This window comes from Bradyrhizobium sp. BEA-2-5, from assembly GCF_032918025.1.
GTDB classification, from domain to species: domain Bacteria; phylum Pseudomonadota; class Alphaproteobacteria; order Rhizobiales; family Xanthobacteraceae; genus Bradyrhizobium; species Bradyrhizobium pachyrhizi.
In genome coordinates this window covers 1,729,997-1,753,883 of the sequence record NZ_CP136629.1, presented here as the reverse complement: position 1 = coordinate 1,753,883, position 23,887 = coordinate 1,729,997, and the positions used below count along the sequence as shown (strand labels likewise).

22 protein-coding genes are annotated in these 23,887 nt (G+C 64.4%); 9 read left to right on the top strand and 13 right to left on the bottom strand.

Annotated elements, in window-relative coordinates:
* Positions 1-172 precede the first annotated feature (172 nt).
* The 3 genes from RX327_RS08130 to RX327_RS08120 all read right to left on the bottom strand — a co-directional run bounded on the left by RX327_RS08130 (position 173) and on the right by RX327_RS08120 (position 3,531).
* A complete protein-coding gene (locus RX327_RS08130; RefSeq protein ID WP_317249980.1) occupies positions 173-1,486 on the bottom strand; it encodes a sugar ABC transporter substrate-binding protein in 1,314 nt (437 codons plus the stop codon).
* A 416-nt stretch (positions 1,487-1,902) separates the two neighbouring features.
* The gene (locus RX327_RS08125) at positions 1,903-2,856 is read right to left on the bottom strand and encodes a sugar-binding transcriptional regulator (RefSeq protein WP_317249979.1); all 954 of its coding nucleotides are present in this window, start codon (positions 2,854-2,856) and stop codon (positions 1,903-1,905) included.
* Between the two features lie 9 nt (positions 2,857-2,865).
* Complete coding sequence (locus RX327_RS08120; RefSeq protein ID WP_317249978.1) at positions 2,866-3,531, bottom strand: HAD family hydrolase; 666 nt, start codon at positions 3,529-3,531, stop codon at positions 2,866-2,868.
* Between the two features lie 114 nt (positions 3,532-3,645).
* On the opposite strand from RX327_RS08120, the gene ybaL reads away from it, so the two are divergent.
* Positions 3,646-5,367 carry a YbaL family putative K(+) efflux transporter gene (gene ybaL, locus RX327_RS08115; protein ID WP_050386907.1) on the top strand — a complete coding sequence of 574 codons (1,722 nt, stop codon included), beginning with the start codon at positions 3,646-3,648 and terminating at the stop codon, positions 5,365-5,367.
* 61 nt (positions 5,368-5,428) lie between these two features.
* The gene (locus RX327_RS08110; RefSeq protein ID WP_050386837.1) at positions 5,429-5,662 is read left to right on the top strand and encodes a hypothetical protein; all 234 of its coding nucleotides are present in this window, start codon (positions 5,429-5,431) and stop codon (positions 5,660-5,662) included.
* 86 nt (positions 5,663-5,748) lie between these two features.
* Here the strand turns inward: RX327_RS08110 and RX327_RS08105 are convergent, their stop codons facing one another.
* The 5 genes from RX327_RS08105 to RX327_RS08085 all read right to left on the bottom strand — a co-directional run bounded on the left by RX327_RS08105 (position 5,749) and on the right by RX327_RS08085 (position 8,973).
* The gene (locus tag RX327_RS08105) at positions 5,749-5,973 is read right to left on the bottom strand and encodes a hypothetical protein (RefSeq protein WP_050386836.1); all 225 of its coding nucleotides are present in this window, start codon (positions 5,971-5,973) and stop codon (positions 5,749-5,751) included.
* Positions 5,974-6,024: 51 nt separating this feature from the next.
* On the bottom strand, positions 6,025-6,300 hold the full coding sequence (locus RX327_RS08100; RefSeq protein WP_050386835.1) for a chaperone modulator CbpM: 276 nt from the start codon (positions 6,298-6,300) through the stop codon (positions 6,025-6,027).
* A complete protein-coding gene (locus RX327_RS08095; protein ID WP_050386834.1) occupies positions 6,297-7,199 on the bottom strand; it encodes a DnaJ C-terminal domain-containing protein in 903 nt (300 codons plus the stop codon). The genes RX327_RS08100 and RX327_RS08095 overlap by 4 nt, the downstream gene beginning before the upstream one ends.
* A 125-nt stretch (positions 7,200-7,324) precedes the next feature.
* On the bottom strand, positions 7,325-7,507 hold the full coding sequence (locus RX327_RS08090) for a hypothetical protein (protein WP_050386906.1): 183 nt from the start codon (positions 7,505-7,507) through the stop codon (positions 7,325-7,327).
* A gap of 83 nt (positions 7,508-7,590) precedes the next feature.
* A complete protein-coding gene (locus RX327_RS08085; protein ID WP_082190770.1) occupies positions 7,591-8,973 on the bottom strand; it encodes a YXWGXW repeat-containing protein in 1,383 nt (460 codons plus the stop codon).
* 669 nt (positions 8,974-9,642) lie between these two features.
* Here RX327_RS08085 and clpB point away from each other — a divergent pair.
* The 5 genes from clpB to RX327_RS08060 all read left to right on the top strand — a co-directional run bounded on the left by clpB (position 9,643) and on the right by RX327_RS08060 (position 14,900).
* The gene (clpB, locus tag RX327_RS08080) at positions 9,643-12,255 is read left to right on the top strand and encodes an ATP-dependent chaperone ClpB (protein WP_317249977.1); all 2,613 of its coding nucleotides are present in this window, start codon (positions 9,643-9,645) and stop codon (positions 12,253-12,255) included.
* Between the two features lie 100 nt (positions 12,256-12,355).
* Positions 12,356-12,610, top strand: a complete 255-nt coding sequence (locus tag RX327_RS08075; RefSeq protein WP_317249976.1) for a DUF2171 domain-containing protein — start codon at positions 12,356-12,358, stop codon at positions 12,608-12,610.
* A 147-nt stretch (positions 12,611-12,757) separates the two neighbouring features.
* Entirely contained in the window at positions 12,758-13,819 is a 1,062-nt protein-coding gene (locus RX327_RS08070) for a Dyp-type peroxidase (protein ID WP_050386832.1), read from the top strand.
* Positions 13,812-14,627: a family 1 encapsulin nanocompartment shell protein gene (locus RX327_RS08065; RefSeq protein ID WP_028334886.1), complete on the top strand. Its 816-nt coding sequence runs from the start codon at positions 13,812-13,814 to the stop codon at positions 14,625-14,627. Before RX327_RS08070 ends, RX327_RS08065 begins: the two co-directional genes overlap by 8 nt.
* Positions 14,628-14,708: 81 nt before the next feature.
* Complete coding sequence (locus RX327_RS08060) at positions 14,709-14,900, top strand: hypothetical protein (protein WP_028334885.1); 192 nt, start codon at positions 14,709-14,711, stop codon at positions 14,898-14,900.
* Between the two features lie 118 nt (positions 14,901-15,018).
* Here RX327_RS08060 and RX327_RS08055 read toward each other — a convergent pair whose 3' ends face one another.
* Positions 15,019-16,308 carry an MFS transporter gene (locus RX327_RS08055; protein ID WP_050386831.1) on the bottom strand — a complete coding sequence of 430 codons (1,290 nt, stop codon included), beginning with the start codon at positions 16,306-16,308 and terminating at the stop codon, positions 15,019-15,021.
* A 118-nt stretch (positions 16,309-16,426) separates the two neighbouring features.
* Here RX327_RS08055 and RX327_RS08050 point away from each other — a divergent pair, with 118 nt between their 5' ends.
* Positions 16,427-17,638: an amidohydrolase family protein gene (locus RX327_RS08050; RefSeq protein WP_050386830.1), complete on the top strand. Its 1,212-nt coding sequence runs from the start codon at positions 16,427-16,429 to the stop codon at positions 17,636-17,638.
* Positions 17,639-17,665: 27 nt separating this feature from the next.
* Here RX327_RS08050 and RX327_RS08045 read toward each other — a convergent pair whose 3' ends face one another.
* The 3 genes from RX327_RS08045 to RX327_RS08035 form a co-directional block, all read right to left on the bottom strand.
* The gene (locus RX327_RS08045; protein WP_317249975.1) at positions 17,666-18,691 is read right to left on the bottom strand and encodes a glycoside hydrolase family 5 protein; all 1,026 of its coding nucleotides are present in this window, start codon (positions 18,689-18,691) and stop codon (positions 17,666-17,668) included.
* The gene (locus tag RX327_RS08040; protein WP_317249974.1) at positions 18,688-19,977 is read right to left on the bottom strand and encodes an O-antigen ligase family protein; all 1,290 of its coding nucleotides are present in this window, start codon (positions 19,975-19,977) and stop codon (positions 18,688-18,690) included. The genes RX327_RS08045 and RX327_RS08040 overlap by 4 nt, the downstream gene beginning before the upstream one ends.
* Positions 19,978-20,052: 75 nt before the next feature.
* The gene (locus RX327_RS08035) at positions 20,053-20,907 is read right to left on the bottom strand and encodes a WecB/TagA/CpsF family glycosyltransferase (RefSeq protein WP_050386827.1); all 855 of its coding nucleotides are present in this window, start codon (positions 20,905-20,907) and stop codon (positions 20,053-20,055) included.
* Between the two features lie 463 nt (positions 20,908-21,370).
* On the opposite strand from RX327_RS08035, the gene RX327_RS08030 reads away from it, so the two are divergent.
* Entirely contained in the window at positions 21,371-22,501 is a 1,131-nt protein-coding gene (locus tag RX327_RS08030) for a GNAT family N-acetyltransferase (RefSeq protein WP_050386826.1), read from the top strand.
* Positions 22,502-22,525: 24 nt separating this feature from the next.
* Here the strand turns inward: RX327_RS08030 and RX327_RS08025 are convergent, their stop codons facing one another.
* Positions 22,526-23,746: an NAD(P)/FAD-dependent oxidoreductase gene (locus RX327_RS08025; protein ID WP_317249973.1), complete on the bottom strand. Its 1,221-nt coding sequence runs from the start codon at positions 23,744-23,746 to the stop codon at positions 22,526-22,528.
* Positions 23,747-23,887: the final 141 nt, after the last annotated feature.

Sequence of the window (23,887 nt, the reverse complement as noted above, 5' to 3'; positions counted from 1 at the left end):
GCGGGACAGGATGGTCGCAAGTGGCCCAGCTCGGGAGGTCTAAGCTGGTCGGGCGGCCAAGGCGGCTGTCGCGCCTTGGCTATCGAGTCGCGGCTTTGTTTTTGGAGCATGATCTTTTCAGAAAACCGCTGCACACTTTGCGCTAGCGCGGCGCTTCGGGTCCGGATCATGCTCACTTGATGTAGCCCGCGCGCTTCATTTCGCGCTCGGTGGCGGACTGCGCCGCGGTGAGCGCCGCATCGACGGAGGTCGAGCCGGACAGCGCCGCCGAGAACTGCTGGCCCACCTGCGTGCCGATACCCTGGAATTCGGGGATCGCGGCGTATTGCACGCCGACGTAAGGAACCGGCTTCACGGTCGGCTTGTTCGGATCGGCGGCATCGATCGAGGCCAGCGTCAGCTTGGCGAAGGGGGCGACCTTCAGATATTCAGGATTCTGGTAGAGCGAGGTGCGCGTACCCGGCGGCACATTGGCCCAGCCGTCTTTGGACGCCACGAGCTTGGTGTAGTCCTTGCTCGTTGCCCAGGCGATGAATTTCTCGGCCGCTTCGGTCTTCTTGGAGCCAGCGGGGATTGCGAGATTCCAGGCCCACAGCCAGTTGGCGTTCTTGCCGAGCCCGGTGTTCGGCGCGAGCGCGAAGCCGACCTTGTCGGCGACCTTGGAGTCCTTGGGATTGGTGACGAAGGACGCCGCGACCGTGGCATCGATCCACATGGCGCATTTGCCCGCGTTGAACAGCGCCAGGTTCTCGTTGAAGCCGTTGGAGCTTGCGCCCGGAGGGCCGGCCTCCTTCATCAGATTGACGTAGGTCGTCAGCGTCGCCTTCCATTCCGGCGTGTTGAACTGCGGCTCCCACTTCTCGTCGAACCAGCGCGCGCCGTAGGAATTGGCCATCGCCGAGAGGAACGCCATGTTCTCGCCCCAGCCGGCCTTGCCGCGCAGGCAAATGCCGTAGGTGCCGGCGCTCTTGTCGGTGAGCTTCTTGGCGGCATCGATGACGAAATCCCAGGTCGGCTTTTCCGGCATCTTCAGACCGGCCCTCTCGAACAGATCGGTGCGATACATCACCATGGAGCTCTCGCCGTAGAAAGGAGCGGCATAGAGCTTGCCGTCGGCGGAGACCGAGTCCCTGATCTTGGGCAGGAGGTCGGCGATGTCGTAATCGGCGCCGAGATTGGCGAGCGGCACCAGCCAGCCCTTCTTGGCCCAGATCGGCACTTCATAGGTGCCGATGGTGAGCACGTCGAACTGACCGCCCTTGGTGGCGATGTCGGTGGTGACGCGCTGGCGCAGCACGTTCTCCTCCAGCGTCACCCATTTCACGGTGATGTCGGGGTTCTTCTTGATGAACTCACCCGTCAGCCCCTGCATACGGATCATGTCGCCATTGTTGACGGTCGCCACCGTCAGCGTGGTCTGGGCGATCGAGGGGGCAGAGATCAAAACAGCAGCCGCGCCCGCAACGGCGCAAAGGACGTTTTTCAAGGTGACCTCCCTTATGTCACGTTGAGCATATGCTCACGTATTGAGCGTATGTTCATCCCGTCGCCAAACTTTGTCAAGCGCGCGGCAGCGCCGTCCCGCGCGATAGCGGGTTCCACTGCACGCTGGAATGGAGTTGCTTGCGGAGGCGAAGAGAGCGGCTGAGCGCCTGAGAAGTCGAACTGCGACCACGACGGGACTGCACTCCCTCGCCCCGTTCTTACTGGGAGAGGGTAGGGGTGAGAGGCTCTCTCCGCGCATACGGACCACAGCAATGCGTGGAAACTCCCCCTCACCCGCATCGCATCTGGCGATGCGACATAGCCGAAGCTTTGCTTCGGCGTTCTTGAGAACGGCCGCCAAAGGCGGCCTATGCCTCTCCCCGCAGGCGGGGCGAGGTGAAGCCCGATCCGTGGCGCCTAGCGATCCAGCACCGCGCGGGCGGTGGCCTCATCGGTGATGAGGCCATTGACCACCCGGCCCGCCAATGCGGCCTTGATCGACGGCACCTTGGCGGCGCCGACGGCTGCCGCGATCGTGGTCGCTTCCGCGGGGATCTGCGGCGGGATGCTGGTCAGGCGCTTGTTGGTGCCGGCCTTGAGCAGACGGCCCCTGGAATCATAGGCCCAGCCGGTGATCTCGCCGATGGCGCCGAGCCGCATCATCTCGAACAATTCGTCGCGGGTGACGAAGCCGTCGATGTGGACCTGCGCCTTCTGGTCCATCTGGCCGATGCCGACGAGACGCAAATCGGCCTTGGCCGCGACCGCCTTCACCTTCGCGATCGGCTCGATGCGCACCATCCTGTTGCGCTCGTCTTCCGACGACATCAGGAACGGCAGCGGCATCGGATAGTGCCGCGCGCCGGTGCGGTCGGCGAGCCGGCCGACGGTGTCGTAGAAGCTCGCCGAACCGTCGGCGGAGATGTTGCCGACCAGCGAGACGATCTGGTGATTGGGCCGGTCGATCGGCGTGACGCGCTCGACCGCGGCGCGCACCGCGCGGCCGGTGCCGAGCGCGACGATCACGGGCGTCTCCGATCGCAGCGTCGCGTCCAGCAGGTTGGCGCAGCGCTCGGCGATCCCTGCATTGGACAGCAGTGCCGCCGGATCAGCCGGCACCACCTCGCAATGGACGAGATCGAACCGCTCCTTCAGCCGCGCCGCCAATTCCATGCAGGCGGCGATGGGATGCTCGAGCCGGAAGGTGATGAGACGTTCGGCCAGGCACAGCGACACCAGCCGCTGCGCCGAGGCGCGCGAGACCTGGAGCATCCTTGCGATCTCGTCCTGGGTATGGCCGGCAATGAAATAGAGCCAGCCGGCGCGGGCGGCATCGTCGAGACGAGACTTTTCGTTGTCGGGCGCAGCCATCGTCTTGCGTCAGCCTTCCATCCAGAAATCCGTCATCGCGGCGAAGATTCGATCCGCCCCGGCCTGCCGCAGCAGAGCACTGCCATCCGCCAACCGATAGTGGGCGCCGCCGACAAATCCCCACACTTTCATGCCCGCCGCCTTCGCGGCCATCACGCCGCTGACGCTGTCCTCGATCACGAGCGTGCGGCGCGGCGCAGCGCCCATTGCGCCTGCCGCATGCAAGAACAGATCGGGGGCCGGCTTGCCGTGCTTGACCATCTGCGCGGTGTAGAGCCGCGGCCCGAAGCTGGCGGCGAGGCCGGTCAGCTCCAGCGAGAACTTCACCCGATCGAGATCGCTCGATGAGGCGACACAATATGGCAGCCGCAATTCCTTGAGCAGCGCCGCGATGCCGGCGGTCGGCTTCAGCCGGGAGCGGAAGGTCTCACGGACCTGCAGCGCCAGGTCAGGCAGAAACGTCTCGGGCAACGGCTTTCCGACGCCCCGGCAGTAGTCGACCACGGCCGCGGTGCTGCGGCCGAGGAAGAGTTCGAGCGCCCGCTCGGTGCTCATCTCGATGCCGGTCTGGACCATCGCCTCGGCAAGACAACGACAGCTCAAAAGCTCGCTGTCGACGAGCACGCCGTCACAGTCGAAGATGATCAGATCAGTCTCGGGAAGCCGCGGATCCATCCCGGTATGAGATCATATGCTCACGTTATGAGCAATAGATCACAATTTTCGCGCGGAATGCCGCGCCTCAAATGGTCGCGGTGCACCGCCAGGGATGCTGTGCGACAAGGCGAAATGCCGCATGACACACCTCTGATCGCGACCGTCGTCGCGGGCCTCGGCCTCGCTTTTGTCTTCGGAACCATCGCCCAGCGCTTTCGGGTTCCGCCACTGGTCGGTTATCTGCTCGCGGGCGTGGCCGTCGGTCCCTTCACACCCGGCTTCGTTGCCGATCAGGCGCTGGCAACCGAGCTCGCGGAGCTCGGTATCATTCTCCTGATGTTCGGCGTCGGCCTGCATTTCTCGCTCAACGACCTGTTGTCGGTGCGCGCGATCGCGGTGCCCGGCGCGATTGCGCAGATTGCGGTCGCCACATTGATGGGCCTCGGCCTCGCGCTATTGATGGGCTGGACCGTCGGCGCCGGTCTGGTGTTCGGTCTCGCGCTGTCGGTCGCAAGTACCGTCGTGCTGTTGCGCGCGCTGCAGGAGCGCCGTCTGATGGACACCGAACGCGGCAAGATCGCGGTCGGCTGGCTGATCGTCGAAGACCTCGCCATGGTGCTGGCGCTGGTGCTGTTCCCGGCGGTGGCGAGCTTGCAGGGCGGCGATGGCGCGGCGCTCACCTCCGATCCGCTCGCCGCCCGTTTCGGTCTCGGGCTCACCGGCGTGCTGGTGCTGACGCTGATCAAGATCACCGTGTTCATCGCGCTGATGCTGGTGGTCGGGCGCCGGCTGATCCCGTGGGTCCTGCACTACATTGCGCATACCGGCTCGCGCGAGCTGTTCCGGCTGACCGTGCTTGCGATCGCGCTCTGCATCGCGTTCGGCGCGACCAAGCTGTTCGGCGTCTCGCTGGCGCTCGGCGCCTTCTTCGCCGGGATGATGCTGCGGGAATCGCCGCTCAGCCAGCGCGCGGCCCAGGAAACCCTGCCGCTGCGCGATGCGTTCGCGGTGCTGTTCTTCGTCTCCGTCGGCATGCTGTTCGATCCACTCAGCGTGGTTCGCGAGCCCTGGCCGTTCGCAGCGACTTTGTTCGTCATCGTGGTCGGCAAGTCGATCGCCGCCCTTCTGATCGTCGTGCTGTTCCGTCATCCGATGACAACCGCCCTGATGATCTCGGCGAGCCTCGCCCAGATCGGCGAATTCTCCTTCATCCTGGCCGAACTCGGCGTTGCGCTCAATCTGCTGCCGAAGGCCGGCCGCGACCTGATCCTGGCGGGTGCGATCTTCTCGATCATGCTCAACCCGCTGGTGTTCGCGGTCGTCGACTGGCTGACATCGCGACTCGAGAAGCCGCAGGCTTCCTCGCCAACTGCCGCAGCTTCTGAACCGATCCCGGTCACCGAATTGCAGGATCACACCATCCTGGTCGGCTACGGGCGGGTCGGCAGCATCGTCGGCGATGCGCTGCATCAACGCAGCGCGCCGTTTCTCGCGGTCGAGGCGTCCGACGACATGGTTGCCAAGCTCAAGGAGCGCGGCATCGAAGCCCTGATGGGCAACGCAGCGCGCGCCAGCGTGCTTCGCGCGACCAATCCGGCCGCCGCGCGATCGCTGGTCATCGCCATTCCCGAAGCCTTCGAGGCCGGCCAGATCGTCGAGCAGGCGCGCGCCGCGAATGCCGAGATCCAGATCATCGCCCGTGCGCATTCCGACGCCGAGGTCGATCATCTCAAGGCACTTGGCGCCGACATCGTGATCATGGGCGAGCGCGAGATCGCCCGCGGCATGATCGAGGAGCTCGACAGGGCGCGTCCGGCTGCGATGCGAACGGCCGAGCAGGATTCGGCAGCTTGAGATAGATTGCGCCCGCCGTACCGATGCGCGCCGCGCGTCACGCGATGAGGGAGATCGAGCGATGGCCTTCAAGAGCCCGCATGTTTCGCTGGTGTCGTTCTCGGTCGAGATCGGCGCCACTGACACGACAAATATCATGCAGATCGAGACCGACCTGCATCTGAACACCCGTCATCCGAGCTATGACGCGGCCGCCGTGGAGCGGCTGGTGCGTGACGCACAAGCCTATCTCGCCGGCAACGCCGGCCAGGTCACCCGGATCCGGCTGGTCTCCACCCGCGGCGGCCAGACCTGAAGCCTCCTTATTTGAGCATGATCTCCGCGCAAACGCTTCGCGGTTGCCGCGAGAGAAAACCGGCTTCCACTTTTCCGGATCATGCCCTAGCCGACAAGGAATGCCGGCGCCAGATCTTCCTGCACGATGATGTTGGCGGCTTCCGTCGTCAGCTCGCTGCCGACCAGGTCAAGATTCTTGGCGGCCTCGAACAGCATCGAGCGGACGTCGTCCGGCGTCAGCACGCCTTTCGCGATCAGCTTGCGCACCAGCGCCTGCAGGATAAGAACGTCGATCTCGCCATGCGCCAGCGGCGTCGGCTTGTCCGTCATGATCGTCTCCCAGGCTGATCCCAAGGCTGAGGTTCGTCGCAAGTGAGGCGCCTAGCGCTGTGGTGACGCCATGTCCTTGTGCAATTGTTCGAACGCGCGGCGCAGGCCATGCAGCTGATCGACCAGATGAAGGATGACGTCGATGCCCTCGTCGTTGACGCCGAAGTCGCCCTTCAGGTCGCGGATCAGATGCGCGCGCGCTACGTCGGTGTCGGAGAAGCTGATCTCGCTGGCGGTCTCGTCCGGCACCAGCCATTGCTGCTCGATCCAGAACTCCAGGGTCCGCACCTCCAGACCCGCATCGATGAGGAACTGCTGCTTGTTCATGATGCACCATCCTCGCGCGGATCGAATGCCTTCCGATCCCAGTTCGACACAAACGCCTCGAGCTCGGGATCGGGTCCCTTGGGCAGGACCACCTTGAGCTTGACGAGTTCGTCGCCCTGGCCACCGCCAACGCGGGGCGCGCCCTTGCCGCGCAACCGCATGGTCGTGCCGGTGTTCGATCCCTTCGGAACCGTCATGGTCACGGCACCGGTCGGCGTCGGAACGCGAACTTTTCCGCCGAGCACCGCCTCGGACAGCGAGATCGGCAGTTCGAGCGTAATGTCGTCACCCTCGCGGGTGAAGCGCGGGTCGGGGCGAACTTCCACCTCGATCAGCGCATCGCCGGGACCGCCCTTGCCGCTGCCGGGCATGCCCTTGCCGCGCAGACGAATGATTTGGCCATCGACGAGCCCCGGCGGGATCGTCACGTCGAGCGTACCGCCGTCGGGAAGCGTCAGGCGCTTGCTCGCACCGGCGATCGATTCCGCGAAGTCGATCGCGAGAGCGTAATGCAAATCGCGGCCGCGCCGGTTGGCGCGCGCCTGCTCGCTGCGCCGGAGCAATTCGGCGAAGGCGTCGTCCTGGTCCATGTAGTCGGCATAGCCGGAGCTGTCGGCATAGGGATGCCCCGCATCGGCGGTGGCGAAATCCCGGTAGTAGCGATGCTGCGGTCGCTCGGCGCCATCCGCATCGATCTCGCCGGCGTCGAAGCGCTTGCGCTTCTCGGCATCCGAGAGCAGATCGTTCGCAGCAGCGACTTCCTTGAATTTGTCTTCGGCCGCCTTGTCGCCCGGATTGAGATCCGGATGCAGCTTCTTCGCCAGCTTTCGATAGGCCTTCTGGATATCGGCCGCAGACGCCGTCGGGGCAACGCCAAGGACCTCGTACGGATTTCTCACAACCTGCTCCGCAACACCGTGAGTGCACCTGCGATCATGAGGGCGCAAAAGCAGGCGATTTGCAAGTGCGCAGGCGCGCCGCCCGGAAGCGGCCGACGCAGCATGCGCTCACGTCACATGACGAGTCAGGATGTATGTCCGGGGTCCAGATAGTTCGGCATGTTCTTTTGCTGCTGCGGCGTCATCTTGGCAGTATCCGGCTTACCCGGCACGCCCCGCGGACCGAGCAGGGCCCGCTGTATGTCGTCCTCGCTCAAACGCGGCTTCCCATCGTCGAGCTGTCCATCGCCGCCGTGCCTCTGTGCCATGACCAACCTCCAGTGATGATCGCTTGCACAGGTGGAACAATACCGCGCTCCGTCGGAACGAGCCAGCGGAGCGCGGTCGTGCCTTAGTGTTGCTCCTGCCGCTTCTCCTCCGCGGGGTGACCTGCCGCGGGCGCAGCATGCGGAGCGGCGTGCGGCTCCGGCCGTGCCACCGGCTGGGGATGGGCGGCCTGCGGCTGCGGATGCGGCTCAGGGCGCGCCATCGTCTCCGGTCGCGGTTCGGGCCTCGCTGGCTCGGGCCGCGCGACGGGCTTCGCGGCAGGCTCGGGACGCGGCTCTTCCTTGCGCACCTCTTCTGGCCGCTTCTCCTGCACGGCAGGCCGCGCCGCTTCTGCAGGATGCGGCTCGAGCTTCGGCTCGGCGGCAGGCGCTGCGCGCTTCTCTTCGACCGCGGGCCTGTTCACTTCGGCGGGCGGATGCGCCGCAACGCCCTTCTCGGGAACCGGAAGTGCATGGGATCCGGCAGACGCCGGCGCAGCAGGATGCGGCTCGGCCTTGGTCTCGGGAGCAGGTGCCGCGCGCTTCTCCTCGGCCGCGGGCTTGTTCGCCTCGACGGGTGGATGCGCCGCCGGAAGCTCCTTTCCCGGGACCGGGAGCGCATGGGAAGCAGCCGGTGCGGTTGCGGGTGCGGCTGCAGCTCCCGGGTGCCCCGGCTCCCCGGTCGCCGGCCGTGCGGCGTTGGCAGGCACCGCCTCGCCGGCCGGCCGCGCGCGAACCACGCCCGGTCCCTTCAATTCGCCGGGACGCGCCGTTGCGGCGACTGCGGGCACGCCATTGTTGGTCCGGTTGAACAGGCTCGGATCCTGGCTTGCGGTCTCGACCTGCTTGCGTTGCAACGGCGTCGCCGCGAAGTGCTGCTCCTTGGCGACCGCGCGCTCGGCCGGCGTCGGCCGCACCTCGATGCCGCCGCGGCCGCCATTGTAGCTGACGTTGTTGACGGTGGTCTGATTGATCGTGACGTTCTTCTCGTAGACGTTGGTGATCCGCGCACCCTGCAGATTGTTCACGGTGCGATTGTAGAAGAAATTGCCGTGATCCCAGCGGCCGCCTTCATAGCCTGCGCCGCCGTAGCCGAATCCGTAGTTGATGCCGCCATAGAAGCCGACGCGATCACCCCAATAGCCCTGATGGAAAATGAAGCCGCCACCGAATGCGCCCCAGTAGCCGGGCGTCCACAGCAGTCCGACCCGCGGCGGCTGCACCCAGGTGCCCGGCACCCAGTAGTAATCGCCGCGATCCTCGTCCCACGACCAATTGCCCGGCGACCACATGTAGCCGGGACCAGGCACCGGCGGCTGATCGTAGGTCGGCAACGGCGGCGGCGCAGTCTCGACGGCAGAGACCGGCGCGCATGCCGCATCCTGCGCGATTGCGGGCACCGCAGTCGCAGAGAACAGCGCCGTGGCAATCGCTGCACACGACACGGTCGAAAGGAGACGAGTTGTCATTGGGAGCCTCTTCGATGAGCACGTTCGACGTGAGACGGAACAAAAGTTCCGTGCGTCGGCAATGCACCGACACACTTCATCGCTAGCGCCTTGACCTTACACCAGCCTGAAACGCATCGACGCGACAGGAAATGCGCTGATGCAGCTATTCATCGTCAGTTCAGAGTGCGCCGTGATGCAACGCTGCGCGATTCAATCGAACATCGCGTGCCGCTCGACTGCATCATCGATGCGAGCTCGCGAAACGCGACGTCATCGATTTCGAATCGCGTGTCCGAACATGAATTTGGTCTTGTTCGATCACGGCGATCTCTGCTTGTCCGACGCTCGCTTCGCGAGCACAGCGATCCATCGAGCCGCTAGCAGCGCGACGCGCGCATCCGGCTTGCTGGCGCGGCCGTAGCAGTGCCTCCCGATGAGTGCTAACGACGAACATCAGCGGTCGCAACGGCTTATCTGCGGCATCCCAGCGGGCGCGCTCCGCGATTGACACTCTCCGGAAACGACCACACGATGCGAGGCGCGACAGCCTCAGGCCCGCGGTTTTTCCGCCGGCGCGATCGCACGAGGCCATCGCATGATGGATGTCATCGTTCCGCCATCTGTCGCTCGGCGGGACTGCGTGGCATGACTTGATCTCGACGAGCTGCGTTGCCTGAGGGTGCCACGATGAACATAGAAAAATATACCGATCGCGTTCGGGGCTTCATTCAGTCTGCGCAGTCGCTCGCGATGCGCGAGGGGCACCAGCAGTTTTCCACCCTGCACCTCCTGAAGGTCCTCTTGGACGACAATGAGGGGCTCGCTGCCGGCCTGATCGATCGCGCTGGCGGCAATTCCCGTGCAATCCTGAAGGCGACCGAGGACGCGCTGGCGAAGGTACCGAAGGTCAGCGGCGCCGGCTCGGGACAGATTTATCTGGCACCCGAGACCGCGCGCGCCTTCGCGGCGGCGGAACAGGCCGCCGACAAGGCCGGCGACAGCTTTGTCTCGGTCGAACGCCTGCTGCAGGCGCTCGCAGCCGACAAGGACAACGAGGCCGGCAAGCTGCTCGCCAAGGGCGGCGTCAATCCGCAGAACCTGAATGCGGCCATCAACGCGCTGCGCAAGGGCCGCACCGCCGACAGCGCATCGGCCGAGAACGCGTATGACGCGCTGAAGAAATATGCCCGCGACCTGACCCAGGCCGCGCGCGACGGCAAGCTCGATCCGGTCATCGGCCGCGACGAGGAGATCCGTCGCACCATCCAGGTGCTCTCGCGCCGGACCAAGAACAACCCCGTCCTGATCGGCGAGCCCGGTGTCGGCAAGACCGCGATCGTCGAGGGCCTCGCGCTGCGCATCGTCAACGGCGACGTGCCGGAAAGCCTGCAGGACAAGGCGCTGCTCGCGCTCGACCTCGGCGCACTGATCGCCGGCGCGAAATATCGCGGTGAGTTCGAGGAGCGGCTGAAGGCGGTGCTCCAGGAAGTGACCGGAAGCGAAGGCACCTTCATCCTCTTCATCGACGAGATGCACACGCTGATCGGTGCCGGCAAGGGCGACGGCGCGATGGACGCCTCCAACCTGCTCAAGCCCGCGCTCGCCCGCGGCGAGCTGCACTGCATCGGCGCGACCACGCTCGACGAGTACCAGAAGCACGTCGAGAAGGACGCCGCGCTGGCGCGGCGCTTCCAGCCGATCTTCGTCAGCGAGCCCTCGGTCGAGGATACCATCTCGATCCTGCGCGGGCTGAAGGACAAGTACGAGCAGCACCACGGCGTGCGGATCACCGATTCCGCGCTCGTGGCCGCCACGACCCTGTCCAACCGCTACATCACCGACCGCTTCCTGCCGGACAAGGCGATCGATCTCATGGACGAGGCCGCGGCGCGGCTGAAGATGCAGGTCGATTCCAAGCCGGAAGAGCTGGATTCGCTCGACCGCGAGATCATCCGGCTCAAGATCGAGCAGGAGGCGTTGAAGAAGGAAAGCGATCCCGGCTCCAGGACCCGGCTCCAGACCCTGGAGAAGGACCTTGCCGACCTGGAAAAGAAATCGGCGGACATGACGTCGAAATGGCGGTCGGAAAAGAGCAAGCTCTCCGATGCGCAGAAGATGAAGGGCGAGCTCGAACAGTTGCGTACCGAGCTTGCCAATGCGCAGCGCAAGGGAGAATTCCAGAAGGCGGGCGAACTGGCCTATGGCCGCATTCCCGAGCTCGAGAAGAAGCTCGCGGCGGTCGAGGCCAGCGAGACCTCGTCCGCCAGCGAGACCGTGACTGCCGACAATATCGCGCAGGTGGTGTCGCGCTGGACCGGCGTGCCCGTCGACAAGATGCTGGAAGGCGAGAAGGAGAAGCTCCTCAAGATGGAGGAGCAGCTCGGCAAGCGTGTCGTCGGCCAGGCCGAGGCCGTGCGTGCGGTCGCGACCGCCGTGCGCCGCTCGCGCGCGGGCTTGCAGGACCCGAACCGCCCCACAGGCTCGTTCATGTTCCTGGGGCCCACCGGCGTCGGCAAGACCGAGCTGACGAAAGCTCTCGCGGAATACCTGTTCAACGACGAGACTGCGATGGTCCGCCTCGACATGTCCGAATACATGGAGAAGCACTCGGTCTCGCGGCTGATCGGCGCGCCTCCGGGTTACGTCGGCTATGACGAGGGCGGTGCGCTCACCGAAGCGGTGCGGCGCCGGCCCTATCAGGTGGTGCTGTTCGACGAGATCGAGAAGGCGCACCCTGATGTCTTCAACGTCCTGTTGCAGGTGCTCGACGACGGCCGCCTGACCGACGGCCAGGGCCGCACCGTCGACTTCCGCAACACGCTGATCATCATGACCTCGAACATCGGCGCCGAATATCTGGTCAACCAGCCGGAAGGCCAGAGCACGGGCGCGGTGCGCGAGCAGGTGATGAACATGGTACGGGCGCACTTCCGCCCGGAATTCCTCAACCGGATCGACGAGATCATCCTGTTTCATCGGCTGCAGAAGAGCGACATGGGCCGCATCGTCGAGATCCAGTTCTCGCGGCTGCGCAAGCTGCTCGAGGATCGCAAGATCGAGCTGGAGCTCGACCCGAAGGCGCGCGACTGGCTGGCGGAGAAAGGCTGGGACCCGGCTTACGGCGCCCGCCCGCTGAAGCGGGTGATCCAGCGCAGCGTGCAGGATCCGCTGGCGGAGATGATCCTTTCCGGCGACGTGCGCGACGGCTCAGAGGTAAAACTCTCGGCCACCAGGGCCGGCCTCACCTTCAACGGCAAGAAGCCGGAGAACGCAGCGGCGGACGAATTCGAACCGGTGTGAGACAGGCCCGATTGCCCACGACGCGCTGTCATCGCCGCGTCGTCTGGGCGCATCATATGCAAGCCGAATATACCAGCTGACCTGCAACCAGGAGAGCGCCATGACGCAGCACAAGATCAAGGACAACATGGAGGTCATCGGCGCCGATGGCGTACATGTCGGCACAGTCGATCGCGTCGAGGGCAATCGCATCAAGCTCAAGAAAAGCGACAGCGACGGCTTCCACAAGGGCCATCACCACTTCATCGAGCTCGGCTTCGTGGCGGGTGTCGAAGGCTCCAAGGTTCGGCTCTCGGCCAACGCCGCGATTGCGGTGACCCTCGAGGAAGAGAAGTCCGGCAAGCCCGTCGATTGAGGCAGGTACCTCTGCAAGAGCGTGAGCCATTCGAGCCCTTGTAAAGGTTCCACTGGCATGCTCCTCTGCCGCTGTCTGGACGCCGATCCGGCGTCCAGCGCCTGCCTTTTGTCGTCGTGGAAGTGCCGTTTAGTCAAGGAGACATGCGTGCCATCAGCCGTTCCGCAACCGGTCGCTGCGAAGCTGACGCGCGCGGCCATCTTCCTTGCGGTCACGCTCAAGCCCAATCCGGAATATGATGCGGTGGTGCGGTCGCTGTGCGCCGACCTGGGCGCGCTCCTGCGTGCCGTGGGCTTCCGCGATCTCGAGGGCCGGCTGTCATGCGTCATGGGCATCGGCTCCGACGCATGGGACCGGCTGTTCGGTGCGCCGAGGCCGAAAGGCCTGCATCCGTTCCGCGAGATCAATGGCGTCCACCACGCCGTCGCAACGCCGGGCGACCTGCTGTTTCACATCCGCGCCGTGCCGATGGATCTGTGCTTCGAGCTGGCGACCCAGATCATGACGCGGCTCGGCGATGCGGTTGCGACCTCCGACGAGGTGCACGGCTTCAAATATTTCGACGAACGCGACCTGCTCGGCTTCGTCGACGGCACGGAGAATCCGGAGGACCAGGCGGCCACCGACGCCACCATCATCGGCGAGGAGGACGCGGCGTTCGCCGGCGGCAGCTATGTGATCGTGCAAAAATACCTGCACGACCTGAAGAAGTGGAACGAGCTGCCGGTCGAGATGCAGGAAAAGATCATCGGCCGAACCAAACTATCCGACATCGAGCTCGACGATGCGGTGAAGCCGAGCTATGCGCACAACGCGCTGACCACGATCATCGAGAATGGCGAGGAGCTCGATATCGTCCGCGACAACATGCCGTTCGGCAATATCAGCAAGGGCGAGTTCGGCACTTATTTCATCGGCTATGCCAAGTCCCCGCAGCGGATCGAGCAGATGCTGGAGAACATGTTCGTCGGCAAGCCGCCGGGCAATTACGACCGCCTGCTCGACTTCAGCCGCGCCGTCACCGGCATGCTGTTCTTCGTCCCGTCGGCGACCTTCCTGGAGGATGTCGCGAGCGAGGCGCCGGCACCTTCCCCCGCCGAGCCGTCGCTGGACGACGCCGGGGCCGACAACACACCTGCACCAGGAATACCGCCGTCCGACGGCTCGCTCGGGATCGGCTCACTGAAAGGAGAGGCTGGACATGAATAATCTTCATCGGGGACTCGCCCCTATCTCGGACGCGGCATGGGCCCAGATCGAAGAGGAGGCCTCGCGCACGTTGAAGCGCCATCTGGCGGCGCGCCGTGTCGTCGACGTCGACGGTCCGAAGGGAACGGATTTCTCCGCGGTCGGCACCGGTCATCTCAAGAAGATTGCGGCGCCGGGCGACGGGGTCGAGGCGACGCAGCGCGACGTCCGCGCGCTGGTCGAGCTGCGCGTGCCGTTCGAGCTCTCGCGCCAGGCGATCGACGATGTCGAGCGCGGCGCGAATGATTCCGACTGGGATCCGCTCAAGGATGCCGCGCGCAAGATTGCCTTCGCCGAGGATCGCGCGGTGTTCGACGGCTACGCGGCCGCCGGCATTGAGGGTATCCGTCAGGGCACCAGCAACCCGGTGCTGACGCTGCCGTCGAGCGTCAAGAACTATCCCGCCGTGGTCGCGCAGGCGGTCAGCCAGTTGCGGCTTGCCGGCGTCAACGGTCCCTATACGCTGCTGCTCGGCACCGAGCCCTATACCGCGATCGGCGGGGCGACCGACGACGGCTATCCGGTGCTGCAGCACATCCAGCGCCTGATCGACGGCAAGATCATCTGGGCGCCCGCGATCGAGGGCGGCGTCCTGCTGACCACCCGCGGCGGCGATTTCCAGCTCTCGATCGGCCAGGACCTTTCGATCGGCTATCTCAGCCACTCGGCGAAATCGGTTCAGCTGTATTTCCAGGAGACCATCACCTTCCTGATGCTGACGAGCGAGGCGTCAGTGGTGCTTGCGCCGGAGGCGAAGAAACCCGCCTAGCCTTACCGGCGTTGACTCATCCGGGAAGTCTCCGGCCGTGGCCGGAGCTTCCGTTGACCTGCAACGGAGAGGAGGCGCGCAATGGACTACGATCTCTACATCAATCCGAAGAAGACATCGGTCGGTCTTTATGTCCGCAAGGGCGCCGGCCTTCCCGACCTTGCCGATGCCAAGGACTGGGTGTTCGACGGCACCTCGGCGCAGGCCAATCTGCCGCCGCAGCTCGTGAAGGAAATCGAGGCCAACGGCCACGCCTTTCGCGACATGGATTGAGCGCGTCTGCCGGCGCCTTGAGCCTCATCCGTTCCGATTGAATCCGAAGGGGAGCTCAAGATTTTTGTTGGACGCGTTTTCTTCACGCGAACCGGTATCCACTTCGCTCGAAAACGCTCTATTTCTCGCCGAGCTTCACCGGGGCGGTCTCGGGCATCAGGCTCATGGCCACGATGCCGACCGCCGCCGCGAGCAGAAGGTACCAGGACGGCGCCAGCGGATCACCCGACACGTGCAGCAGCCACGTGACCACGAGTTGCGCGGTGCCGCCGAACGTCGCGATGGCGACCGCGTAGATCGTGGCGAACACGCCGCCGCGAATGCTCTGCGGCAGCGCTTCGGTGAAGGCGGCATAGAACGCCGTGAACGGCAGCGATCCGATGAACGACAGGATGCCGAAGCCGAACAGCAGCGACCACGCGCCGGGGTCCTGGACGATCCACAGGAAGGCCGGATAGGTCAGCACCAGCACGACCAGCTGCGGCCAGATCATGATCGGCTTGCGTCCGAGCCGGTCGGCAAGCCAGCCGCCCAGCACCGCGCCGATGATCTGCAGTCCGTTGCTGACCAGCGATACCGTGAACGCCAGCGACGGCGACACATGCAGCGTATTCTTGGCGTAGGTCGTCATGTATTGCGTCACATAGGTAGAGATCGTGCCGCTGGCCAGGATCATCACCGCCAGCACGATGACGCGAAGATGCCGCCGCGCCAGCGCCACATGGCTCGAGCGTTCGACCTGCCCGGCGACGTGCTCGCCGTGCGAGACCGTTTCCGGCAGCGTGCGGCGCATCCAGATGCCGAACGGCAGGCACACGGCCCCGAGCAGGAACGCGACGCGCCATCCATAGGCCTGCAGCATGTCGGGTGCCATCGCGCTGCTCAGGATGACACCGACAAGCGCGCCGACCGTCGCCGCGATCTCCTGGCTGGCGGGCTGCCAGGCGACCACGAGGCCGCGGTTCCTCGGTGCAGCGATCTCGATCAGATAGGCCGTGGTCGGCCCGACCTCGCCGCCGAGCGCAAATCCTTGCACCATCCGCGCCAGGATCACGATGATCGGCGCCACAATGCCGATCGCGGCATAGGAAGGCGTCAGCGCGATGGTCAGGATCGCGCCGCCCATCAGCGCGAAACTCAGCAGCATCGCCGGCCGCCGCCCAACGCGGTCGGAGAAAATGCCGAGCACGATGCCGCCGATCGGCCGCGTCAGGAAACCGGCGCCGAAGGTCGCAAGCGACAGCATGAGGCTGCCGTATTCGCTGTGCGCGGGGAAGAAGGTGCGCCCGATCTCGGTCGCAAAGAAGCTGTAGGTGATGAAGTCGTAGAACTCCAGCATGTTGCCGATGGTCGCGGCAAAGGCTGCGCGCTTGACATCGAACTCTTCCCTGCTTGCAATCTCCGGCAACGCTCTCGGTTCCTTGTCTGCTTGTGCGAGCGGAGTATTATTCCTCCGACCATGTTAGGCAAGGCATGGAGAGCCGCGCGATCTGCATGCGACGCAAGCGACAAGAGGAACAGATCCGATGCCAGCCGACAAACTCTTCATCAATGCCAGGTTCGGTGATGGTACCAGCCGCGATATGCTGGTCCGTGGCGGCCGCATCGTTGCGATCGAGGCGAAAGGCGAACGCCCGAACGGAGTCGAGATCGTCGATCTCGGCAATGCGCTGGTCGTGCCCGGCTTCGTCGAAGGCCACATCCATCTCGACACCAGTTTTTACGGCGATACCTGGCGGCCGCACCGCCCCTGCACCGACGGATTCGACGTCCATGAGCGGGTGGCGTTTCAGGCCGAGAACCTTGCCGCCGCCGCGCCGATGGACGTGCGCGCGCGGAACCAGCTCGACCTCTGCATCGGCCATGGCACGACGCAGATGCGCAGTCACGTCATGGTCGACGGTTCCGTTGGGCTGAAGTCGCTGGAGACCATCCTCGGGGTTCGCGAGGAATACAGGGACTTGATCGATATCCAGCTCGTGGCGTTCCCGCAGAACGGGATCCTCACCAGCCCGGGCACGCCGCAACTGCTCGACGAGGCGATCAAGCTCGGGGCCAATGCCGTCGGCGGGCTCGATCCCGCAAGCTTCGACCGGGATGTCGAGGGCCATCTCGACGTCGTCTTTGGCGTCGCGCAAAAGCACGGCGTCGATGTCGATATCCATCTTCATGACGGCGGCATGCTCGGCGCCTTCGAGGTCGAGCAGATCGCGGCGCGCACGCGTGCGCTCGGCATGGCGGGCCGCGTCACCGTCAGCCACGCTTACGGGCTCGGCGACATTCCCGCCGATGCGCAGAAGAAGACCGCCGACAGTCTGGCGCGCTCGGGCGTGGCGATCATGACGAATGCGCCGGGCAGCCGGCCGTTCCCGCCCGTCGCCCTGTTGAGGAAGGCCGGCGTCACGGTGTTCGGCGGCAACGACAACATCCGCGACTCCTGGTGGCCCTATGGCGACGGCGACATGCTGGGCCGCGCCATGATGATCGGATACCGCTCGGGCTTCTACACCGATGAGGAGCTCGCGATCGCGTTCGACATGATCACCGCGGCCGGCGCCAAGGCGCTCAGGCTCGAGGACTACGGCCTGCATGTGGGGGCCAGGGCCGATTTCGTGACCCTGAACGCCGTGCATATCCAGGAGGCCGTGGTGGCGCGGCCGTCCGGGCGTTCAGTCTACAAGGGTGGCGTACTCGCCGCGCGGGACAACCGCGTCGTCAAGGCGGCCGGCCGATCCTGAATCGGACGTTGCGTCCAATCGAAGGGCTTAGCGGACGGGAGGGATGATCGCGCGGAGGATATCCGCCTTCCAGCGTTGCCGGGCGCCGTCGAAGGCCGCGAAATCGTGGTCGAACTGCCAGTAGGCCCATGCCCAGCCATTGCGTTCCGCGCGTCTCGCCATGAACGACAGATACTTCGCGCGGCTCTCCGCGGGCGCGCGCTCATAGACGCCGAACTCGCCAAGATAGATCGGGCGCTGCTCCTTCTCGGACCAGGATCGGATCTTGTCGAACTCGGCCGAGGCCGTGGCCAAGTCTTCCGCGGAGCCCCAGCTCAACGGACCGATCTTCGAGAACGTCGGCGACCACGGCGCGCCCTGATGGGTGAAACGGATCGGCGCGTAATAGTGAAACGTGACGATGAGGTTTCGGTCGTCCGGCGGCAGGACCAGCTGATCGATCGGCAGCTCCTCGGTGTTCAGGATCGCGACCACGACGTTGCGCTTCGGGTTCGCATCCCGGATGATCGCAAGACAATCGCCGAGCAGCGCATTCCATTCGGCCGAGGTCATGTTGCCACCGGGCTCGTTCAGGATCTCGAACACCAGCGCCGGGTATTTCCCCGCATAGCGCGATGCGATCTGGCGCCAGAATGCCTTGAGCTTCACGCCGCATTCGGCCACGTCGCGTTGGCAGAGCTCGGTGTCATGCTCATCGAGGATCGGAACCAGCCTGCTGGCCAGCACCTGCTCGATCATGGCATCGAGGCGCCGCAGGACGGCATCATCGAGGATGTTGCCGGAGTCCATATGCCTGAAGCCGAAGAAATTGATCCGGACATGGGAAAAGCCGGCCTTGCGAATCGCGGCGAGGTTTTCCAGGCGGAACGGCGCATTCTGGTAGCCTTCCCAGATGCCGTCATAGCCGAGAATATTGATTCCGCGCCCCAATGCCACGGCGACCGGCGATGCCCCCTGCCCCGCCGCCTTCGCCGGCGCGATCAGCGGGAGTGCAAGTGCCGCCGCCGCCAGCATGACGAAGGCTCTTTGCAGAAGCAATCGGAACGCGGTCATGGCTGCTCCAATTCGCCCGGCTCTACGCGCGACGACGGCACCGGCCGGCAAATGGCGAGGAAGAATGCGACCAGAAGCACCGACGTGAACATCGTCGAGCGGAGGAACATCGTCTCCGTGAAATTGGTCTGGCAGTTGAGGAAGACGAACCCGATGATCAACGCACAGTGCAGACGGTCGATCGCCCGCCCTGCGATCAGGCAGAGCACCTTGTAGGAAAACAGGAAGACGCTCGCCGTGAACAGGAAATAACCCAGGAATCCGGTCTCGACGAGAATGGCGATGTAGCCGCTGTGATAGTTGTCGAGCACCCAGCCATGATTCTGGTTGAAATAGTCGTAAATCGCAGGGCGCGTCCAGAATCCGTTGATGCCGAAGCCCAGCAGGGGCGCATCGTTGAAATGGCTGATGGCGTACTGCCAGATGAAGGTCCGCTCCGTGAAGTCGATCGTCGTGTCGAAGGCATGAATCGAATCGTATCCGGTCGTATAGAAATACAGGATCAATAGCGCTGCCGCGACGCACATGACACATGGCAGGATCGCGTAGACCTGCATGCACCGGACCGACCACAGGGAGGTGAGCAGCAGCGCGCAGGCAACCAGCGACAGGGCGCCGGCGCCGCGCGACTCCGAGAGCATGACGCAGGTGGAGGCCAGCATGAACGTCACGATGAACGGCAGCCATCCCTGCCCCGTTATCTTTCGATAGCAGGCGAAGAACATGAGATAGGCGCCGGCGAAGCCCAGGGTTTGCTTCGACTCGAAGACGCCCTGCCACTGTCCCTTGTGCATCCAGGTCTGATCGACCCCGATGTCCGGGAGGATCACCGCGCAGAGCGCAGAGGCCGCGATCAGCAAGGACAGGCCGCGGGTGGCCGATGTCACGATGTCGTCGATATCGACGCGGGTGATCATGCAGAACGCGCCAAGCGTCGTGATTGCGAGCGCCGCGGCCTTCATCAGGGCAGCCACGCCGAGGTTGGTCCACAGCACGGAGACAGTGGCGAACGCATAGAACGCGACGATCACGAGCGTGTCGAGATTGGGGGCCAGCCGCAGGCAGGGACGGACGAACAGGCTTGCGTAGATCAGGACGCCCCACATCAGCAGGGCGACGGCCTGCTGCACCAGGGTCAACTCGGTCGGAAGCAGCGCGGCGTGGAAGGTCCCCATCGACATGATCACATTGATGGTGATCGACCAACCGACGACGGTCCTGGCGAAATGTTCCGCCCCGACGCCGGGCGCCTGCCAGATCGAACTGTCGATCGCACGTCCGTCCATTCGGTTGTACTCCGCTCATGGAATGAGCTTGCTGCTCCGGTGGATCGGAGCGGCACGTTGCACTCGTTAGAGGCGTCAGTCTTTGGTTGCCGAGGATCGGGTCCGGTTGAAGAGCAGATAGAGCGCGTGCGGATTGGTCGTCAGGTAGCGCCAGAACAGCCGCCGCGGCTCGAGCCACAGGCGCCAGGCCCACTCGAGGCCGATGATCTGCATCCATCTCGGCGCACGCGGCCGAGAACCGGACAGGAAGTTGAAGAGCCCGCCCGAGGTCTTGATGACGCCGACATTGCCGAGCCGAGGCATGAATTCGTCGACGAAAGCCTGCTCATAGGGCACGCCGAGCGCGACCCAGAGAAAATCAGGCGCCAGGGCGTTGATCTCGTCGACCTTGGTCCGCAGCGCGTCGCCGCGCAGATAGCCGTGCGAATGGCCGACGATCTTGAGTGCCGGATAGGCCCGGCGGACATTGGCGATGGCAGCCTTGTTCTCGGCTTCGTTGGCGCCAAACAGGTAGAAAGTCAGCCCGAGCTCTTCCGCCTTGCGCGCGACGTCGTGAAACAGATCCGTGGTCGCGACGCGCTCGGGAAGCGGATTCGGCGACCGTAGCTTGGACACCATGACCAGCGGTTGCCCGTCGGCGTTGATCAGGTCAGCGGTACGGAACAGCCGGTCCGTCATCGGCTCGGTCGAGCAGCGCGACAGCACCTCGCCGTTGGCGGAGGTCAGATACAGCGGACGATTGGCGCGCCGGTTCGGATGCACAGCCTCGACCATGAACTCGGCGGTCTGCTCCCGATCGAGCACGGCGAGCCGCAGCCCACCGATGGTCGCCCGGGGGACACCGGCCGTCGCAGCCCTGCCGACAGGATTGATACGCCGCTCCCGCCCGCCGTGCGGCAATGATCCGATCTGCGCCGGGGCCGGGGACATCTGCTCGGCCCGCAACGTGTCGCAAATCCGGACAGGCGGAGCAGCCATGTCCGAATTGGGACGCCGAGGCGGCTTGCGGTCGGCCTGCGGGAACGAAATTGCGTAGGAAGCGCGGGTTTTTTGGCTGTGACTCAGCATTTCGGCGGGACTCCAGGACTTGCGAGCCCTTAACTGCAATATCCGGTCCAGACCGGGTGCGATATCTCACCACGGCGCGATTGAACGCATCCTTAAGGGATTGTTAACGATGCTGATCCCTCAGACGCGGCCACGTCGAGATGACAGCCGCTCGCAGTCGATGCGATGAAGGCAATGGCTCGACCCAGCAACAATGTGCAAAGGTCGACGCATTGCATTAATACAAATCGTATTCTGCCGCTGCCCGAGCCGATCGACCTTTGCTATAAGGGCGGCGTGCCGGATACAATCGGCGCTTTGAAACTGTCGTTTTGTTTGGTCTCACATGAATAAGAATGATGACGCGTTCGATGTCAGCATCGACGACGCATTCGACTTCCTGTCTGAAGAGTACGTGAAGTTATTTGAAGGCTCGGACGCGACCGCCTTCCAGCATCCGCTATGGCTGGACAGCCTTTATCGCAAGCTCGCTCCCGCCGCGTCGGCCAAGCCGCTGGTCGTCGCCATCCGCCATCGTGCGAACAAGTCGCTTGCGGCCGTGCTGCCGATGCTGCGCGTGCGGCGCGGCCCGATGCGCACCATCGAATTCGCCGATCTCCGCGTGTCCGACTATCTGTCGCCGGTGTGCAGCATCGCGACCTTCACCGACCTGCTGCAAGACCAGCGCGCCTGCGAAAGGCTTCGACAACTGCTGCGGCCGTTCGACCTGCTGCGCATACCCAAGCTGCTCGATGCGAGGATGCCGATCGAGAATCTGCTCGGAGCGCCCCACCGCAGCCTGATGGACACCAATGCCTACGCGACGGTTCTCGTCGCGCCGTTCGAGCAATGGCAGATCAATGCAATGGGAAAGTCGTACCAGAAGGAACTGGCAAAGAAATGGCGCCAGATCCACAGGAAAGGCATGCTCACCTTCTCATGCTGCGACGATAGCGCTTCGATCGGCGAAGCCATGGAGACGATGAGAAAGTTTCGCGGTCCGCGGTTTCACGAACAGGGTGATGGCGACCTGTTGCAGCGACCGGAGTATTTCGATTTCTACTCGAGCGTGGCGCTTCGCGGCATGGGCTCGTTTGCCCGGCTCTACTCCATGAAGATGGACGGCAACGTCATCGCGGCGGCCCTCGGGCTGGTTCACCGTGACAGCGTCCTTGTCGTCATGACGGCGTTCGATGTCGACGGGTACAAGAGCCAATCGATCGGCGCGCTGACATTCGAGAGCGTCGCCAGGGATTGCATCGAGCGCGGCGGCCGGGTGCTGGACTTCACCATCGGTGACGAACCCTACAAGATGCAGTTCGGCGGTCAGCCGACGCCGATGTCGGCCGTGACGCAGGCCGGGAGCGCGGCCGGCTCGTTCGCGTTGTTTGCCTTGAAGCAGGCGCCCTGGATCAAGCAGGCCGCCAAGCGTGTGACCGATTTCAGGCCGGTCCGCACCTCGACCGGCACGCGCTAGCGCCGCCCGGCGCTGGCAGCCCGATCAGCGGAGCGCGCTGCGGACGCGCATCACCCATCCCGGACGAATCCGGTCCACCCGGTGCGTGATCATGCGGCGCAGGAAGTGCAGCTTCCGCCGCAAGTTCCAGCGCACATCGGTGTTCGACGTCAAGGCCTGGCGGAAGTTTGCCAATTGCAGCGAGTGGTGATCGGCGGCGAGCTTGTCCCGATCGGAATAGAACTGCGCAATCTTGTCCACGCCCATACCGGCGGTCTCCAGCCAGCGCGGCACATAGTCCGTGCAAAGACGTTCGACATCCACCAGCAGGCGGCCGACGCCGGTGCCGGCCGCGGGACAATTGGTCTGAAACGCGTCGCCGATCAACACGACGCCGGGCTGCAGATGGCCCTCGGTCACGGTCAGATCCATGACCCAGTTCTGCACCCGGCCGACCACCTCGAAATCGCCGAGATAGGGCTGCAATCCCGGCATCAGGCGAAGCAGCGTCCGTCTGGTGTCGCGACGCAACTCGCGCATGATCGGGTCGGTCGGATCGCGGAACATGAAGAGATTGGCCCGCATGCCGGCACGGACGGGAAACAGGCTGAGATAGTCGATGCCGTCCGCCGTACGTTCGCCATAGCAGGTCAGCGCCTCGAAATCGAACGGCGCGTTGTCCGGCCGTGCGATCGTGAAGCCGAACGAGACAGAGTGGCGCGCAGCAAGCATCTGCCGGCGCATTCCGAGACTGTGGCCGAGCACGTTCGCCATGCCGGTCGCCAGAACGACCAGACGCGAGACGACGCGTTTTCCCGAGGCCAGCGTCAATTGCTGACGTTCCTCGCTGCAGCTGACATTGGTCACCTGGTCGAGCAGCAAGCTCGACGCATCGGGCGTCAGGCCGCGTGCCATGTTGACGAGGTTGGCATAGGAAATCCCGTAGGACCGGCCGACGCCGATATCGACCAGCTTGCCGCTCCTGATGTTGAGCACCCGGTCATAGGGCGCGGCAATGGCCTCGACGTCGTCGATGAAGCCGAGGCGGCGCAGGATATCGATCTGCCGTCCGGCGATCTTTTCGACCCGGAATTCGTCCGGCGGGATCGATCGCTTGTCGATCAGGACGACGCGGTATCCGGCTCGGGCGAGCACAGCCCTTGCAAGCGACCCTGCCAGACCGGCTCCGACAATTGCGACGTCCGCTTCGATGACCTCGGTCTCGCAGGCCACGATCGGCTTGGTCGCATTTTTCTCGGCAATCATGTTTGTCCGCTCCGACGGCTAGAGCGTTTTCGAGCGAAGTGGATACCGGTTCGCGTGAAGAAAACGCGTCAAAACAAGAATCTAAAGCGCCGTTCCGATTCGATCGGAACGGGAAAAGCTCTGGTTGGCCGCAGAACTGCA